This is a genomic window from Micromonospora sp. SL1-18 (assembly GCF_047921505.1).
Lineage (GTDB): Bacteria > Actinomycetota > Actinomycetes > Mycobacteriales > Micromonosporaceae > Micromonospora.
The window spans coordinates 1-15485 of the sequence record NZ_JBLROA010000097.1 but is presented as its reverse complement, the minus strand read 5'-3'; the positions used below and the strand labels follow the sequence as shown (position 1 = coordinate 15485).

The window sequence follows — 15485 nt, the reverse complement described above, 5'->3', positions numbered from 1 at the left end:
GGCCCGTTGAGCCGCGCGCCCGGGCCCGTTGAGCCGCGGCCGGCGACGGGAAACGCCGCCGGCCCGCCGGCCACGAGCAGCCGGGTCAGCGCTCGCCGCGCACCCGCCGGACGGTGTCCCGGTACCAGTGGGCGCTGCGCTTCGGCGTCCGCCGCTGGGTGTCGTAGTCCACCCGGATGATGCCGAACCGCTTGTCGTAGCCGTACGCCCACTCGAAGTTGTCCAGCAGCGACCAGGCGAAATAGCCGCGTACGTCGGCGCCCGCCTGCCGGGCCCGAGCCACCGCCCGCAGGTGCTCGGCCAGGTACGCCACCCGGTCGTCGTCGGCCACGAACCCGTCGGCGTCCGGCCGGTCGTCGAAGGCCGCCCCGTTCTCGGTGATCACCAGCGGCACGCCCGGGTAGTCCCGGCTGAGCCGGACCAGCAGGTCGGTGAAGGAGTCCGGCACGATCTCCCAGTCCATCGCGGTGCGCGGCAGGTCCCGCCGGACGACCCGCCGCACCGGCCGCCCCTGGTCGTCCCGCTCCCGGCCCTGCTCGTCCACGCCCGAGAAGAGCTGCCCGAAGTAGTAGTTGACGCCGAGCACATCAATCGGGATGGCGATGACCGCCAGGTCGCCGTCCTCGACCGGGATCCGGACGCCCTCCGCGGCCAGGTCCGCCACCACGTCCTCCGGGTAGCGGCCGTGGAACAGCGGGTCCAGGTAGAGCCGGTTGCCCAGGCCGTCGGCCGCCCGCGCGGCGTCCCGGTCGGCCGGGCTGTCGGTGGCCGGGTCGGCGGTGGCCAGGTTGACCGTGATGCCCAGCTCGATCGGACTCTTCGCCGCCGCCCGCAGCCGCCGCGCCGCCAGCCCGTGGCCCAGCAACAGGTGGTGGGCGGCGGCGATACCGTCGCCCAGGTCCCGCCGGCCGGGCGCGTGCTGGCCGTACGCGTACCCGAGCATCGCCGAGCACCACGGCTCGTTCAGCGTGGTCCAGGTCTTCACCCGGTCGCCGAGCGCGGCGAAGACCAGCTCGGCGTAGTCGGCGAACCGGTACGCGGTGTCCCGGTGCGGCCAGCCGCCCGCGTCCTCCAGTTCCTGCGGCAGGTCCCAGTGGTAGAGCGTCACCCATGGGTCGATCCCCCGGCCGAGCAGCTCGTCCACGAGCCGGTCGTAGAAGGCCAGCCCGGCCGGGTTGGCCGGCCCGCGCCCGCCCGGCTGCACCCGGGGCCAGGCCACCGAGAACCGGTACGTGTCCAGTCCCAGCTCGGCGATGAGCGCCACGTCCTGCGGCATCCGGTGGTAGTGGTCGCAGGCCACGTCGCCGGTGTCGCCGTTCGCGACCGCCCCCGGGACGCGGCAGAAGGTGTCCCAGATGGACGGCGTGCGGCCGTCCTCGGCCACCGCGCCCTCGATCTGGTACGACGAGGTCGCCACCCCCCACCGGAAGTTCGGCGGCAGGGTGTCGATCGGGTCGGCCTGCCCGGTGGTCATCGGGTGGGTGAGGTCGATATCCATGGTTCTCCTCGGTTCTGCACGGTCGTGGTTGTTCGGTCGGGCGGTGGTGGTCAGCGGGCGACCGGCTCGGCGGCGGGATGCAGCCAGCAGGCGACGGCGCGCCCCGGGTGGTCGTCGCCGGGCGGGCCGAGCGGCGGCAGGTCCACGTCGCACGGCTCGAACGTCCGGGGACAGCGCGGGTGGAAGGCACAGCCGCTCGGCATGGCGCGCAGGTCCGGCGGCGAGCCGGGGATGCCGGTCAGGTCCCGGCGGGGGCCGCGCAGCGCCGGGAAGGAGTGCAACAACCCGTCGGTGTACGGGTGCAGGGCGCGCCGGTACAGCTCTGCCGCGGGTGCCTCCTCGACGATCCGGCCGCCGTACATGATGGCGATGCGGTCGGAGAACTCGACCAGCAGCGACAGGTCGTGGGTGATGAACAGCACCGCGAAGCCCAGCCGCTGCCGCAGCTCGGCGAGCTGGCCGAGGATCTGCCGCTGCATCACCACGTCGAGCGCGGTGGTCGGCTCGTCCATGATGACCACCTGTGGTTCCAGCGCCAGCGCCATGGCGATCATGACGCGCTGCCGCATGCCGCCGGAGAGTTGATGGGGGTAGCTGTCCAGCCGGTCGGCGGAGATGCCGACCAGGCGCAGCAGTTCCTTCGCCCGGGCCAGCCGGCCCGCCGCCGTGCTCCGCGGCTCGTGCGCCTTGATCACGTCGAGCAGTTGGGTGGAGACCTGGTGCACCGGGTTGAGCGAGTTCATCGCGCCCTGGAACACGATCGACGTCTCCGCCCAGCGGAACTGCCGCAGCTTGGCGGGGGTCAGGGTCAGCACGTCGACCGGTGGGCCGTCGACCGGGTGGTAGATCACCTGGCCGCCGCTGACCACGCCGGGCGGCGGCAGCAGCCGGGTCAGCCCGTACGCCAGGGTGGATTTGCCGCTGCCGCTCTCTCCGGCCAGCCCCAGCACCTCGCCCCGGTGCAGGGTCAGATCGACGTCACGTACCGCGTGCACCGCCTCGTCGCCGAGCCCGTAGTCGACGCAGAGCTTGCGGACCTCCAGGGCCGGTTCGCTCATCGGTGCCCTCCTTCGTTCGGGACTGCGGGCATCCCGCGCTGGGCCGGGACGGCCGCGGGTGGCGCCAGGACGGGGGTGAAGCCCACCCGCATCCGCGCGGTGCGCCCGTCGGCGGTGCGGATCCGGGCCCCGCCGCTGCTGCGCAGCCGCGGGCTGACGAACTCGTCGATGCCGAAGTTGATCAGCGCGAGGGCGGTGCCGAGCAGGGCGATGGCCAGCCCGGCCGGGACGAACCACCACCAGGCGCCCTGGGCGAGCGCCTGCTGGCCCTGCGCCCAGAACAGAATCGTGCCCCAGTTCCACGAGGAGACCGACGAGATGCCGATGAACGCGAGAGTGATCTCCGACATGACCGCGAAGATCACCGTACCGACGAAGCCGGACGCGATGATCGCGGTGAGGTTGGGCAGGATCTCGAACAGAACGATGCGCCAGGTCCGCTCGCCGGTGGCCCGCGCCGCCTCGACATAGTCGCGGCGGCGTAGCGACAGCGTCTGCGCGCGCAGCACACGGGCGCCCCACGCCCACGACGTGAACCCGATGATGAGCGCGACCAGCGTGTCGCTGGCTTGCTCGACGATCGACGTCACAATGATGATCAGCGGCAGCGCCGGGATGACCAGGAACACGTTGGACAGCGCCGAACCGGCCTCGTCGGCCAACCCGCCGAGATAGCCGGATGTCACGCCGATGATGATGGACAGGATGGTCGCCAGGACCCCGGCGATCAGGCCCACAAGAACGACGCTGCGGGTACCGACCAGGATCTGGCTGAAGATGTCCTGACCGAGATGGGTGGTGCCGAACCAGTGCCTGGCCGACGGCGCCTGCAGGACGTCGCTGCTGCGACCGTCCGGGTTGTACGGCGCCACCCACGGACCGATGATCGCGAAGAGGCCGTAGCAGGCCAGCACGACCAGGCCGGTCGCGGTCTTGGCGTTTGCCAGGAACCGGAACCGACGCCGCTTCGATCTGCCCGGCGCGGCCGACGGCTGAGCCATCGCGCCCTGGCCGGGGATGACCTGCTCGATACTCGACGGTGAGATCGTCATCGCTCAACCACTCTTTCGGGTCCGCGGGTCGAGAAGCAGGTACGCGACGTCGGCGATGAGGTTCGCCATCAGCACGGAAATCGTGATGATCAGAAAGATCCCCTGCATCAGTGGGTAGTCCTTGTAGCCAACCGCCTGGAAGAGTTGGAAACCGAGACCCGGGTAGGAGAAGACGATCTCCACCAGCAGGGTGCCGCCAACGATGAACCCGAGCGACAGGGCGAAGCCCGAGACGTTGGGCAGCAGCGCGTTGCGGGCGGCGTAGCTCAGGGCCACGCGGCGCTCCGACAGGCCCTTCGCGTGGGCGACCGTGATGTAGTCCTCGGACGACACCGTGACCATCATGTTGCGCATGCTCAGCAGCCACCCGCTCATCGAGGAGACCAGGATGGTGGCGGCCGGCAGGATGCTGTGCTGAATCGCGCTCGGGATGAAGTACTGGTCGAACGCCGGCACGAGGCCCGGCTCGTAGCCGCCGGACGACGGGAAGAAGCTGCCCGGCCCGGCGAACAGGGCGATCGCGACGAGACCCAGCCAGAAGTACGGGATCGAGGACAGGAACGTCGTGGCCGGCAGCAGGGCGTCGATCCACGAGCCGCGCCGCCAGCCGGCGCCGACGCCGAGCGCCGTGCCGAGGAAGAAGCTGACGATCGTGGTGATGCCGACCAGGCTGACCGTCCACGGCAGGCTGTCGCCGATGACCGTCGACACCGGCGTCGGGAAGAACGTGAACGACAGCCCGAGGTCGCCCTGGAAGAGCTGCTTCCAGTAGTCGAGGTACTGCGCCCCGAGGCTCTGGTTCTTGTCCAGCCCGAACAGCACGCGCAGCGACTGGATGGCGTCCGCGCTGATCCGGCCCTGGTTACGCGAGATGAGCGCCTGGACCGGGTCGCCCGGGATCATGCGCGGGATGAAGAAGTTGAGCGTGATCGCCGCCCACGCGGTGAACAGGTAGAAGGCGACGCGTTGCAGCAGGAACCTCATCGAACCTCCCCCAACGTGGCGGTGCCTTCCGGTTGGACCAGCGCCGGGGGCGGCGGGACGGTGCCGGCGGAGTCGGGAGCGGCGGAGCCGGGGGTTTCGGCGGCGACGGTGGCCGGGTCGTAGAGCCAGCACGCCGCCCAGTGGTCAGGCCGGTCGGCGATCTCCAGCCGGGGCGGCAGGTCGACCGTGCAGCGGGGCATGGCGTGCGGGCAGCGCGGGTGGAACCGGCAGCCGGCCGGTGGCTGGATCAAGCTCGGCGGCTCCCCGTTGCCGCGGTCCTGCAGGGCGGCAGCCGCGGCACCGGTGATGCTGTCGGGATCGGGCGCCGACCCGATGAGCAGGCGGGTGTACGGGTGTGCCGGGTGCTGCGTGACCGTCTCGCTGTCGCCGCCCTCGACCATGCGGCCGGCGTACATCACGATCGTCTCGTCGGCGAAGTAGCGGGCCGAGGCGATGTCGTGGGTGATGTACAGGACGGCGAGGTTGAGCCGCTCCTTGAGGTCCCGCAGCAGGTTGAGCACGCCGAGGCGGATCGAGACATCGAGCATGGAGACCGGCTCGTCGGCGAGCAGCACCTCCGGGGCGGCACCGAGCGCCCGGGCGATCGCGACGCGCTGCCGCTGACCGCCGGACAGCTCGTGGGGGAATGCGTCCAGGTAGCGCTCGGGTGGCGTGAGGCTGACCCGGGTGAGCAGGTCGGCGAGGGCCTTGTCCAGGTCCTCGGCGGTGCGGCCGGCGTTGCCGTGGATCCGCAGCGACCGGGTGAGGTGGTAGCGGATCGTGTGCACCGGGTTGAGCGACGCGAACGGGTCCTGCAGGATCAGCTGGACGCGTCGCACGTACGACCGGAACGCCCCGCCACCCCGCACCCGGGTCGACACGCCGTGCAGCCGGATGTCGCCGGCGGTGCGGCGGTAGAGCTGGGCCAGCAGCCGGGCCACCGTGGACTTGCCGGATCCGGACTCACCGACCAGCGCGGTCACCCGGCCACGGCGTAGCGCGAACGACACGTCGTCGACGGCGTGGACGGCTGCCGGCGTTCGGGAGAAGAGATCACGCAGCCGTTTGCGGACGGGGAAATGCTTGGTCAGGCCGACGGCCTCCAGCACCACCTCGTTGACCGGCGCCGCCGTGCTCTCGCTCAACGTCATGCCGAGTTTCCTGTCTTCGGGGTGTCTTCGTCACCGAGGATTGTGCGGTGACCGCCTCCCGGTCGGCCCGCAACCGACCGGGAGGCGGTGTCGCGGATCAGCTGCCGGCGGGCTTGAGGTGCAGGACTACGTCCAACGCGTTGGGCTGGGTCGGCTGCATCGCGCCGTACGGGTTCGAATCGTCCGGCCAGCCGGTCCAGTTCTTCGTGCTGTACGCACCACCGATGTTGTCCGCGCCGACCGGGATCATCGGCATCTCCTCGACGAAGACCTTCTGCAGGGCGTTCAGCGCGGCGGTACGGGCGGCCTCGTCCGTCGCGTTCGCGTAGGCCTTCAACGCATCGGTCGCCTGCTGGTTGTTGAAGCGGCCGAAGTTGCCCGCCGGGGAGGCGGTACCGATCGGCTTGAGCTGCGCGCCGTCCATGACGGTCCGGTAGATGTCGTACGGCGTTGCGCCGCCCTCGGTCCACCGGAAGGTCGCGTCGAAGTTGCCCTGCTCGACGTTCCGGAACCAGGCGTCCTGGTTGGCCTTGTCGACCGTGGCGGAAATGCCGATCTTGGACAGGTTGTCCCGCACGATCTCAAGGCTGGTCTGGTAGTCGGACCAACCGGCCGGGTCGGTCAGGGTCAGCTTGACGGGCTTGCCGGTCTTGTCCTTGAGGGTGTTGCCGTCGAGCTTGTAGCCGGCGCCGGTGAGCAGCGCCTTGGCGCCGTCGACGTCGACCTTCTGCTCCTGGCCCTTGAACTCCGGAGCGATGAACGGGTCACCGGCGGGGCTGGGCAGACCGGTCACGCTCTTCACCAGCGGGTGGAAGTAGCCGGCCTCGGCGGTGTTGAAGATGTCCTCGCGGTCGATGACCATGTTCATCGCCCGGCGTAACACCGGGTCGTCGAACGGCTTCTTCGTGGTGTTGACGTACAGGCCGTGGATGCCCAGGACCGGCGGCGCCCACACCTTGTGGTGAGCCGGGTCCTTGTCGACGAAGACCGCCTTGTAGTTGGGGATGAAGACGAAGCTCCACTCCGACTCGCCGTTGGCGAGAGCGGTGGTCTGCGCGCTGTTGTCGGTGTACGACGTGAAGCGCAGCTCCTTGACCTTCGGCAGGTCCTGCCAGTATCCGCCGTCCCGCACGCTGAGGGTCGTGGTGGCCGGGGTGAAGGACTTCAACGTGTACGGGCCGCTGCCGACGGGCTGCTTGTTGGGGTCGGTCGTCGGGTCGCTGATCTTCTCCCAGATGTGCTTGGGAACGATCGGCACCCGGAACAGGACCTTCTGCTGGTTGACGAACTGCGGGCTGGCGATCTTGATCGTGACCTCGTTGCCGCTCGCCGTCGCATCCGTGTACGGCACGCCCTGGTCGTTCAGCGCCGGGTACTTCTTGACCAGGTTGTACGTGAACGCCACGTCCTCGGCGGTGAGCTTCTGACCGTCCGACCAGGTGGCGTCCGTCCGGATAGTGACCTTGACCGAGGTGTAGTCCGGCGACCACTCGGCCTTGGTGGCCAGCCACGGCTTCATCGGGTCGCTCGGCTTGACCGGGTTCCACATCATCAGCGGCTCGTAGAGCTGCCAGCGGTAGCCCAGCGAGGCAGCAGCCGAGGTGGTGAGGAACGGATTGTGGTTCTCGGCCTGCGGACCGTTCGGCATGCCGGCGTTCAGCACGGTGGCCGCCTGGCCCTTGCTCTTGTTCGCGTTCGGACTGTCGCCGCAGGCGGCGAGCGTGGCCAACGCCGTCACGCTCGCCAGGGCGAGAGCGAGGCTGCGTCTGACGCGCATGTGTTCCTCCCGGTCGTGGTGGGATTCGGTGGGCTCTTCGGCGGAACGGGTGTGCCTCACCACGGCGGGGCGTGCGGGACGCCTCGCCAGGGGTCAGCGGATCTGCTGGTGGAACGGCTCCGGCTCGGGCCGGCGCGGCCCGACGGCTCGGCGGTCGGCCGGTGCGGACGCTCCGGTCGAGCCTCGGACGATCAGGGTGGTGGGAATGATGCTGGGGGCGCCCGGCAGCGGCACACCCTCGAAGTGCGACAGAAGCATCCGGGCCGCGGCCTCTCCCATCTCGCGCATCGGTTGGTGCACCGTGGTCAGTGGTGGTTCGGTGTGCGCCGCGTACGGGATGTCGTCGAAACCGACGACCGCGACATCTTCCGGGACCCTGCGGCCGGTCTCGCGGATCGTCTGCAGGGCGCCGCCGGCCGAGAGGTCGTTGTGGGCGAATACGGCGTCGAAGTCGACGCCGGCCTCGGTCAGCCCTTTGACGGCGCGGCTGCCGGCGTCGAAGGTGAAGTCACCCTCGACCACGAGCCGCGGATCCAACGGCAGGTCGGCCGCGTCGTACGCCTCGGCGAAGCCGGCCAGCCGCTCCTGGGTGCAGCCGAACTGCTCGTGACCCTTTATCACCAGTGGCCGGCGCCGCCCCAGCTCGAGCAGATGGCGGGCGGCTGACTCGCCGCCCCTGTGGTTGGTCGTGGCCACGGACGGGAACGGCCGCTGACGAGCGCGGTCGTCGATGAGGACCACCGGCAGGCCGCGGTCGTGCAGTTCGGCGATGTAGTCGAGGCTGCCCTCGGGCTCGATCGCGAGCAGTCCGTCGAACGACTTCGCCGAGACCTGCGAGGCGAACTGCCGCAGGGACTCCTCGCCGCGGTTGCACGTGAAGAGCAACAGCCCGTACCCGGCGCTCTCCACCATGTCGACGGCGCCCTGCAGTACCTCGCCCATCCATGGCCAGGTCAGGGTGGGCACCAGCATCCCGACCACCCCGGTCCGGCCGCGGGCGAGGCCGACCGCGCGGGCGCTCGGCACGTACCCCAGGTCGCTGATGACGGCGCGGACCCGGTCCGCGGTGCGGGCGTGCACCTCGCCCTTGCCGTTGAGCACCCGGGAGACCGTCGTCTTGCTCACCCCCGCGCGGGCGGCGACATCGGCGATGGTGATCGGCACGTGACGCTCCCGGGTCGCAGCGGCGGGGCGGGTGTTTCGGAACCGGTTGCGGAACCGGTTGCATCGCAGTGAATCGAAGTGGTGCCGGTCGCGTCAATCACGGCCGGGTAACAAAACATGGCTAAGTTCAAAAGCTTAAAAAAGTGAGCGTGGCGCCGGGTCCGGAGTGGATCGCGAACCTGCCCGCCGCCGCAGCGTCGACACCGCGCGGTCGCCCGGCCTACGGGGTTGCCGGGCGCCGGGAGCGCTCCTCGGACACGCAGTACACATCGCCGGAGTTGGCCTCGTGCGGCAACGCCCGCAGGTACGCCGCCACCTCCGCCGCCGGCAGCCAGTCCGGCAGGGCGAGGCCCATCTCGTCGCCGAGCGCGACGCTGAACCCGGTGAACCCGAGCCCGGTGAGCCGGTCGAGGCAGCGCGGCGCCAACTCCCGGGCGATCGTGGTGAACTCGAACGACAGCGCCGGCAGCGGGCGGCTCAACCCGGCCAGCACGGCATCCTCGAACCCCTCCACGTCGATCTTGACGAAGGCCGGTACGCCGTGCGCGGCGATGAGCCGGTCGAGCGTGGTGGTGGCGACCTCGATCTCGGCGTCCCAGGTCTCGTCCGCCCAGCCGCCGGCGCCGGCCGCGGCCCGCACGAAGTGGGGGGACGCGGTGGAGACCGTCGGGTTGGCGGAGTTGACGTGCAGCCGGACCCGGTCCTCCCGCGCCCCGCAGGCGGCCGAGACCACGGCCACCTGGTCGTCGTCGCCGTAGAGCGCGCGCAGCGCCCGGACGCAGAGCGGCTGGGGCTCGACGGCCACCACCCGGGCACCGAGGCGGCGGAAGCTGCCGAGCCGGTCGCCGACGTGCGCCCCGACGTCGAACACCAGGTCGCCGGGGCGCACGAAGCGCGCGTAGAAGGCGTCCATCGCCGCCTCCCGGGCCGGGTCCCCGTAGTACGCCTCCAGTGACCGGCGCAGGCCCGACATGGCGGGATCCGCCTTGAGTGCCTCGATCACCCCGTTATGACCGCCCACTGCTCCGACCGTAGCCACGCCGCCGCGAACCCGCGGGCCATTCAGTCAACCGGCGCTCCACCGATGAGCCCAGCCTCCTAGGATGCCGTAGGGGTGGTGACCCGCCACGCCGTGAACGGCGGCATCCCAAGCAGGAGACACCGCCGTTCCCATGATCTGGGTGTGGGCGAGGGCCGGAATCAGGGAGTGTCGACGACCTCCTGGCCGAGCGGCCAGAGTGCCGCCGGCACGAGTTTGAAGTTCGCCACCCCGAAGGGGATCCCGATGATGCTGACGCAGAGGCCGACGCCGGCGACGATGTGCGACAGCGCGAGCCACCAGCCCGCCAGCAGCACCCACAGCACGTTCGCGAGGCCGGAGGCGATTCCGGCGCCCGGCTTGGGGACGAGGGTGCGGCCGAAGGGCCAGAGCGCGTACGAGGCGAGTCGGAGCGAGGCCACGCCGAACGGGATGGTGACCACCAGCACGAAGCAGATCAGCGCGGCCAGGCCGTAGCCCAGCGCGAGGACGAAGCCGCCACCGAAGACGAGCCACAACAGGTTCAATATGAAACGGAGCACGCGTTCCATCGTGGCCGGGCCGCGCAACGGTCGGGCAGCCGGGGGCCGGGCTGGGGCTCAGGTGCGGCTCGCGAGCTGGATGAGGTTGCCGCACGTGTCGTCGAGCACCGCGGTCGTGACGGCGCCCATCTCGAGCGGTGCCTGGGTGAACTCGACGCCGAGCGCCCGCAGCCGCTCGTACTCCGCGCGCACGTTGTCGACGGCGAACGAGGTGAACGGAATCCCGTCGTCGATGAGCGCCTGCCGGAACGGGCCGACCGCCGGATGGCCGGCGGGTTCGAGCACGAGCTCGACGCCGTCGGGATCAGCGGGGGAGACGACGGTGAGCCAGCGGTGCTCGCCGAGCGGGACCTCGGTCTTCTTCTCGAAGCCCAGCACCTGGGTGTAGAAGGCGAGCGCCTTGTCCTGATCGTCGACGAAGACGCTGGCCAGATTGACGCGGATCACGGTCCCTCCTCGGGGATGGGCCACCGATCGACGACCGCGCGCAGCGGTCCGAAGTCGGCGTGCACGAACTTGTAGCGGCCGCCTCGCGCGAAGCGCACGAGGCCGGCCTGCGCGAGGATGTCGAGGTGTTGTGAGATCGCCTGGCGGGAGGACCCGATGCCGTGCCTGGTCGTCAGCCGTGCGCAGATCTCGAAGAGGGTCTGGCCGTCCCGTTCGGCCAGTTCGTCGAGGATCGCCCGGCGGGTGGGGTCGGCGATCGCGGCGAACACGTCGGTCACGGCAGGTTGAGCTGCCAGGACACCCCGAAGCGGTCGTTCACCCAGGCGAAGCGGGTGCTGAAGCCGTAGTCGCCCAGGGGCATGAGCTCCCGTCCGCCCTCGGCGAGTGCTTTGTGCAGGCGGGTGAGCTCGGCGTCGTCCCGGCAGCGCACGAACAGGGACAGCGAAGGGGTGAACGAGAAATTGTGGTGCACGGCGCTGTCACTGCACAGCAACCGCTGCCCCGCCACCCTGAACTCGGCGAGGTGTACGCCGCCGTCGGCGCCGGAGTCGTCGCTGCCGCGACGTGTCATCGAGAGGATCTCGCCGTCGTCGAACAGCGAGACGTAGAAGTCCATGGCCTCCGTGGCGGCGCCCTCGAACATCAGGAACGGGGTGAGCGCGGTGTCGTTGTCGGCCATTGCCTGCCCCCATCGTCGACCAGCCGGATGCCGGCGTCTGCCCGACAGGTTAGGCAAGTAATCACTTGCATGTCAAAGGTGGACGCCGCGTGTCCGGGAGGGTCGGCGACCGACTCCCGTAGTCGCCCAAACGACCGTTAAGCTGAGGGGGTGGGAACCGACGATCTGTACCCGGCCGAGCGGCTGGTCGCCGCGCAGCGCGCCACCGCCGCCGCGGGGCTGGACGCGCTGCTGCTCACCCCCGGCTCCGACCTGCGCTACCTGACCGGCTACAACGCGCGCGTGGCAGAGCGGTTGACCTGCCTGGTGCTCCCCGTCGAGGGCGAGCCCACCCTGATCGTGCCGGCCCTGGAACGGCCCGCGGCGGAAGCCGCACCCACCACCGGCGTACGCATCGTCGACCACGCCGACGGCACCGACCCGTACCCGCTGGTCCGGGCTGCGCTGCCCGGCCCGGTGGCCGCCGTCGGGCTGGCCGACCGGATGTGGGCCGAGCAGGTCCTCGCGCTGCGCGCCGCGCTGCCCAACGCGGCCCAGCGACTCGCCTCCGAGGTGCTGCGGGAGCTGCGGATCCGCAAGTCGCCCGCCGAGGTGGCCGCCCTCGCCGAGGCGGGCGCGGCGATCGACGCGGTGCACCGGCGGATGGGGGAGTGGCTGCGCCCCGGCCGGACGGAGGCCGAGGTCGCAGCGGACATCTCCGCCGCGATCCGGGCGGCCGGCCACGTCACCGTCGACTTCGTCATCGTCGCCGCCGGGCCGAACGGGGCCAGCCCGCACCACAGCACGTCCGACCGGCCGATCGGTGCCGGCGAGCCGGTGGTGGTCGACATCGGCGGCACCATGGCCTCGGGCTACCGCTCCGACTGCACCCGCACCTACGTCGCCGGCGGTCCCGCCCCGGCCGAGTTCACCGACTACTACGCGGTCCTCTACGAGGCGCAGTGGGCGGCGGTGACGGCGGTGCGGCCCGGGGTGACCGCCGAGGCGGTCGACGCGGTGGCCCGGGACCTCATCACCGCCGCCGGCTACGGCGACGCCTTCCTGCACCGCACCGGCCACGGCATCGGCCTGGACACCCACGAGGAGCCGTACGTGGTGGCCGGCAACCCCCGGCCGCTGGAGGCCGGCATGGCCTTCTCGGTCGAACCCGGTATCTACCTCGCCGGGCGGCACGGCGCCCGGATCGAGGACATCGTCGTCTGCACGACGGACGGCGGGCAACGGCTCAACACCACCCCCACGGAGCTCATCGCGCTATGACTGTCGACCGGATCCTCCCCACCGACGAGGCCCACGACCTGCTGGACCTCGCCACCGAACTCGCCGACCGGGAGCTCGCCCCGAAGGCCGCCGGCTTCGAGGAGCGCGCCGAGTTCCCCCGCGAGGTGCTGCGTACCCTGGGCCGGGCCGGCCTGCTCGGCCTGCCGTACCCGGAGGAGCACGGCGGGGCCGCCCAGCCGTACGAGGTCTACCTGCAGGTGCTGGAGATCCTCGCCGGCCGCTGGCTCGCCGTCGCCGAGGCGGTCAGCGTCCACACCCTGTCCTGCTACCCGCTCGCCCAGTTCGGCACCGACGAGCAGCGCAAGCTGCTGCCCGACATGATCGGCGGGGAACTGCTCGGGGCGTACTGCCTCTCCGAGCCGCAGGGCGGCTCCGACGCCGCGGCCCTGACCACGAGGGCGGTCCGCGACGGCGCCGACTACGTGGTCACCGGCACCAAGGCGTGGATCACCCACGCCGGGGTCGCGGACTTCTACAACATCTTCTGCCGCACCGGCGGCCCCGGCCCGAAGGGCATCTCCTGCCTGCTCGCGGACCGGAACACCCCCGGGATCCACCCGCAGGCCGCCGAGCGGACCATGGGCCTGCGCGCATCCCCAATCGCCCAGATCGCCTTCGACGACGCCCGGGTGCCCGCCGAGCGGCTGATCGGCGGCGAGGGGGCGGGCTTCACCATCGCCATGTCCGCACTGGACTCCGGTCGGCTGGGCATCGCCGCCTGCGCGGTCGGCCTGGCCCAGGCCGCCCTGGACTACGCGGTGGACTACGCGAAGCAGCGGCAGCAGTTCGGCCGGTCGATCATCGACTTCCAGGGGCTCGGTTTCACCCTCGCCGACCACGCCACCCAGATCTCCGCGGCCCGCGCGCTCGTGCTGGCCGCCGCCCGGCTGCGCGACGTCGGCCGGCCGTACTCGATCGAGGCGGCGAAGGCGAAGCTCTTCGCGACCGACGTGGCGATGCGGGTGACGATTGACGCGGTGCAGGTGCTCGGCGGCGCCGGCTACGTCGCCGACCACCCGGTCGAGCGGTACCTGCGGGAGGCGAAGGTGCTCCAGATCGTCGAGGGCACCAACCAGATCCAGCGGCTGGTGATCTCTCGCGCCCTGGCGAAGAGCTGAGGCGGCCGGGGCCGGCACGCCGCCGGCCCCGGCCGCTGGGCCGGGTTACGCGGCGGCGCTCCGCTCGTCCACCGGCCGGCGGCCGCTTCAAGATCGGAGTGTTCGAGGACCACCTGGACCGGCAGGCGGCGGCCGCAGGACGGCGGGGGGCCGAGTGACGGCGCGGCCCAGGGCAACCGGCGTTCCCGATGACCGCCCCGATGCCTGTAGGTTGACTGCCGTGGAGGAGATCGACCGGGCCATCGTCGCCGCGCTGACCGTGGACGGCCGGCTGTCGTACACCGACCTCGCCGAACGGGTGGGGCTGTCGGTGTCCGCCGTGCACCAGCGGGTCCGCCGGCTGGAGCAGCGCGGCGTCATCAAGGGCTACGGCGCGCGCGTCTCGTTCGAGGCGCTGGACCTGCCGTTGACCGCGTTCGTGGCGATCCGGCCGTTCGACCCGTCGCAGCCGGACGACGCGCCGGAACGGCTGGCCCACCTGCCCGAGATCGACTCGTGCTACTCGGTCGCGGGGGAGGACTTCTACATGCTGCTGGTGCGGGTGGCCAGCCCGGCGGACCTGGAGCGGGTGCTCCAGGAGATCCGTACGGCGGCCAACGTCACCACCCGCACCACGGTGGTGCTCTCCACGCCGTACGAGCACCGGCCGCCGCGGCTCAGTGCCGAGCTGCCTGAGCGGGGGCGGTCTCGGGCGGCTGCGGAGCCGGCTGGTTCCAGCGCAGGATGACCTGCCGTCCGTGCTCGTGACCGAGCAGGCTGACGGTGGCGGTGTCCAGCCGTAGCAGCCCACCGGCGGACGGGGGCAGGCCGATCCAGCGGGCGCCGATCACCCGCAGGTTGTGCGCGTGGCCGACGAGGGCGACGCTGCCCCGGTCCAGCAGGGCAGCGATCGCGGCCAGCACCCGGTCGGCACGCTCGCCGACCTGTGCCGGCGACTCCCCGCCGGGCGCGCCGTCGGTCCAGATGTTCCAGTGCGGATTCTCCTTGTGGACCTCCGCCGTGGTGCGGCCCTCGTATTCGCCGTAGTTCCATTCGGCCAGGTCGGGGTCGGTGGCGTCGACGTCGAGCCCGGCGAGGTGGGCGGTGCACGTCGCCCGTTGCCGGGGACTGGACAGGACGCGGACGAAGCGGCGGCCGTCGAGCAGCACGCCGAGCGCGCGGGCCTGCCGCTCCCCGTCGGGGGTCAGCTCCAGATCCGTGTACGAGGTGTGCCGGTGGCCGGCGCTCCAGGTGGTCTCGCCGTGCCGGATCAGCAGGATCTCTCCCATTCACCCAGTTAACCAGGCACCCCGTCCCGATGTTCACCTAGTGTCCTAGGACGCCTTACGGGTGGTGCCGCCGGCCACACCGTCCAACCGCGTTTCAGCAAGGCACCCGCGGGGACGCCGTCAGGGAGAGCGGGTCGAGCGACCCGGGCAGCGCGCCAACGGAGGGGAGTGCCATGAGCTTCACCGACAAGGCCAAGGCGAAGGCCCAGGAGATGACCGGCCTCGCCAAGGAACGGATCGGCGACGCCACGGACAACCAGCGCATGCAGGCGGAGGGTGCGCGAGAGCAACGCGCGGCGCACGACCGCCAGCGGGAGGCCGGCCGCGACGTGAAGGACGCGTTCGAGAAGTAACCCGTGCGGCGGCGGGCTCCCGGACTCGGGGGCCCGCCGCCGCGTGTCCCGGGCTGCGTCGGGCCTACCGTCGA

The 15485-nt window shown here is 71.2% G+C and carries 17 protein-coding genes; 4 read left to right on the top strand and 13 right to left on the bottom strand.

The annotated features are described in order from the left end of the window. Positions 1-85 precede the first annotated feature (85 nt). From ACNAW0_RS28150 to ACNAW0_RS28095, 12 genes are all read right to left on the bottom strand, one after another. Positions 86-1498, bottom strand: a complete 1413-nt coding sequence (locus ACNAW0_RS28150) for a GH1 family beta-glucosidase (RefSeq protein ID WP_416291049.1) — start codon at positions 1496-1498, stop codon at positions 86-88. 50 nt (positions 1499-1548) lie between these two features. Next, positions 1549-2556, bottom strand: coding sequence for an ABC transporter ATP-binding protein (locus ACNAW0_RS28145; RefSeq protein ID WP_416291048.1), 1008 nt, complete (start codon positions 2554-2556; stop codon positions 1549-1551). Then, positions 2553-3608, bottom strand: coding sequence for an ABC transporter permease (locus ACNAW0_RS28140; protein ID WP_416291047.1), 1056 nt, complete (start codon positions 3606-3608; stop codon positions 2553-2555). The genes ACNAW0_RS28145 and ACNAW0_RS28140 overlap by 4 nt, the downstream gene beginning before the upstream one ends. A 3-nt stretch (positions 3609-3611) precedes the next feature. Continuing rightward, positions 3612-4592 carry an ABC transporter permease gene (locus ACNAW0_RS28135; protein ID WP_416291046.1) on the bottom strand — a complete coding sequence of 327 codons (981 nt, stop codon included), beginning with the start codon at positions 4590-4592 and terminating at the stop codon, positions 3612-3614. Beyond that, a complete protein-coding gene (locus tag ACNAW0_RS28130; RefSeq protein WP_416291045.1) occupies positions 4589-5743 on the bottom strand; it encodes an ABC transporter ATP-binding protein in 1155 nt (384 codons plus the stop codon). The genes ACNAW0_RS28135 and ACNAW0_RS28130 overlap by 4 nt, the downstream gene beginning before the upstream one ends. 97 nt (positions 5744-5840) lie before the next feature. After that, positions 5841-7520 (bottom strand): ABC transporter substrate-binding protein, encoded by a 1680-nt coding sequence (locus tag ACNAW0_RS28125; RefSeq protein WP_416291044.1) that lies wholly within the window; start codon positions 7518-7520, stop codon positions 5841-5843. A gap of 93 nt (positions 7521-7613) precedes the next feature. Next, positions 7614-8684, bottom strand: a complete 1071-nt coding sequence (locus ACNAW0_RS28120; protein ID WP_416291043.1) for a LacI family DNA-binding transcriptional regulator — start codon at positions 8682-8684, stop codon at positions 7614-7616. Between the two features lie 220 nt (positions 8685-8904). Continuing rightward, positions 8905-9657: an FkbM family methyltransferase gene (locus tag ACNAW0_RS28115; RefSeq protein ID WP_416291051.1), complete on the bottom strand. Its 753-nt coding sequence runs from the start codon at positions 9655-9657 to the stop codon at positions 8905-8907. A 227-nt stretch (positions 9658-9884) separates the two neighbouring features. Then, positions 9885-10265 carry a YccF domain-containing protein gene (locus tag ACNAW0_RS28110; protein ID WP_416291042.1) on the bottom strand — a complete coding sequence of 127 codons (381 nt, stop codon included), beginning with the start codon at positions 10263-10265 and terminating at the stop codon, positions 9885-9887. Between the two features lie 57 nt (positions 10266-10322). Continuing rightward, on the bottom strand, positions 10323-10709 hold the full coding sequence (locus tag ACNAW0_RS28105; RefSeq protein WP_416291050.1) for a VOC family protein: 387 nt from the start codon (positions 10707-10709) through the stop codon (positions 10323-10325). Then, a complete protein-coding gene (locus ACNAW0_RS28100) occupies positions 10709-10990 on the bottom strand; it encodes an ArsR/SmtB family transcription factor (protein ID WP_416291041.1) in 282 nt (93 codons plus the stop codon). Before ACNAW0_RS28100 ends, ACNAW0_RS28105 begins: the two co-directional genes overlap by 1 nt. After that, positions 10987-11391: a VOC family protein gene (locus ACNAW0_RS28095; protein ID WP_416291040.1), complete on the bottom strand. Its 405-nt coding sequence runs from the start codon at positions 11389-11391 to the stop codon at positions 10987-10989. Before ACNAW0_RS28095 ends, ACNAW0_RS28100 begins: the two co-directional genes overlap by 4 nt. Positions 11392-11541: 150 nt before the next feature. Between ACNAW0_RS28095 and ACNAW0_RS28090 the strand changes: the two genes are divergently transcribed. The 3 genes from ACNAW0_RS28090 (at position 11542) to ACNAW0_RS28080 (ending at position 14517) form a co-directional block, all read left to right on the top strand. Beyond that, positions 11542-12651 (top strand): M24 family metallopeptidase, encoded by a 1110-nt coding sequence (locus ACNAW0_RS28090; protein WP_416291039.1) that lies wholly within the window; start codon positions 11542-11544, stop codon positions 12649-12651. Next, entirely contained in the window at positions 12648-13790 is a 1143-nt protein-coding gene (locus tag ACNAW0_RS28085; protein ID WP_416291038.1) for an acyl-CoA dehydrogenase family protein, read from the top strand. Before ACNAW0_RS28090 ends, ACNAW0_RS28085 begins: the two co-directional genes overlap by 4 nt. Positions 13791-14010: 220 nt before the next feature. After that, a complete protein-coding gene (locus tag ACNAW0_RS28080) occupies positions 14011-14517 on the top strand; it encodes an Lrp/AsnC family transcriptional regulator (protein ID WP_416291036.1) in 507 nt (168 codons plus the stop codon). Here the strand turns inward: ACNAW0_RS28080 and ACNAW0_RS28075 are convergent. Further along, positions 14447-15058 (bottom strand): histidine phosphatase family protein, encoded by a 612-nt coding sequence (locus ACNAW0_RS28075; protein WP_416291035.1) that lies wholly within the window; start codon positions 15056-15058, stop codon positions 14447-14449. The two genes, ACNAW0_RS28080 and ACNAW0_RS28075, sit on opposite strands and share 71 nt — an antisense overlap. Positions 15059-15231: 173 nt before the next feature. Between ACNAW0_RS28075 and ACNAW0_RS28070 the strand changes: the two genes are divergently transcribed. Beyond that, positions 15232-15411 carry a CsbD family protein gene (locus tag ACNAW0_RS28070; RefSeq protein WP_416291034.1) on the top strand — a complete coding sequence of 60 codons (180 nt, stop codon included), beginning with the start codon at positions 15232-15234 and terminating at the stop codon, positions 15409-15411. Positions 15412-15485: the final 74 nt, after the last annotated feature.

Coding starts and splice junctions, on each gene's coding strand:
- ACNAW0_RS28150 (WP_416291049.1), bottom strand. CDS start 1,498: ATGGATATCGACCTCACCCACCCGATGACCACCGGGCAGGCCGACCCG.
- ACNAW0_RS28145 (WP_416291048.1), bottom strand. CDS start 2,556: ATGAGCGAACCGGCCCTGGAGGTCCGCAAGCTCTGCGTCGACTACGGG.
- ACNAW0_RS28140 (WP_416291047.1), bottom strand. CDS start 3,608: ATGACGATCTCACCGTCGAGTATCGAGCAGGTCATCCCCGGCCAGGGC.
- ACNAW0_RS28135 (WP_416291046.1), bottom strand. CDS start 4,592: ATGAGGTTCCTGCTGCAACGCGTCGCCTTCTACCTGTTCACCGCGTGG.
- ACNAW0_RS28130 (WP_416291045.1), bottom strand. CDS start 5,743: ATGACGTTGAGCGAGAGCACGGCGGCGCCGGTCAACGAGGTGGTGCTG.
- ACNAW0_RS28125 (WP_416291044.1), bottom strand. CDS start 7,520: ATGCGCGTCAGACGCAGCCTCGCTCTCGCCCTGGCGAGCGTGACGGCG.
- ACNAW0_RS28115 (WP_416291051.1), bottom strand. CDS start 9,657: ATGTCGGGCCTGCGCCGGTCACTGGAGGCGTACTACGGGGACCCGGCC.
- ACNAW0_RS28095 (WP_416291040.1), bottom strand. CDS start 11,391: ATGGCCGACAACGACACCGCGCTCACCCCGTTCCTGATGTTCGAGGGC.
- ACNAW0_RS28085 (WP_416291038.1), top strand. CDS start 12,648: ATGACTGTCGACCGGATCCTCCCCACCGACGAGGCCCACGACCTGCTG.
- ACNAW0_RS28075 (WP_416291035.1), bottom strand. CDS start 15,058: ATGGGAGAGATCCTGCTGATCCGGCACGGCGAGACCACCTGGAGCGCC.
- ACNAW0_RS28070 (WP_416291034.1), top strand. CDS start 15,232: ATGAGCTTCACCGACAAGGCCAAGGCGAAGGCCCAGGAGATGACCGGC.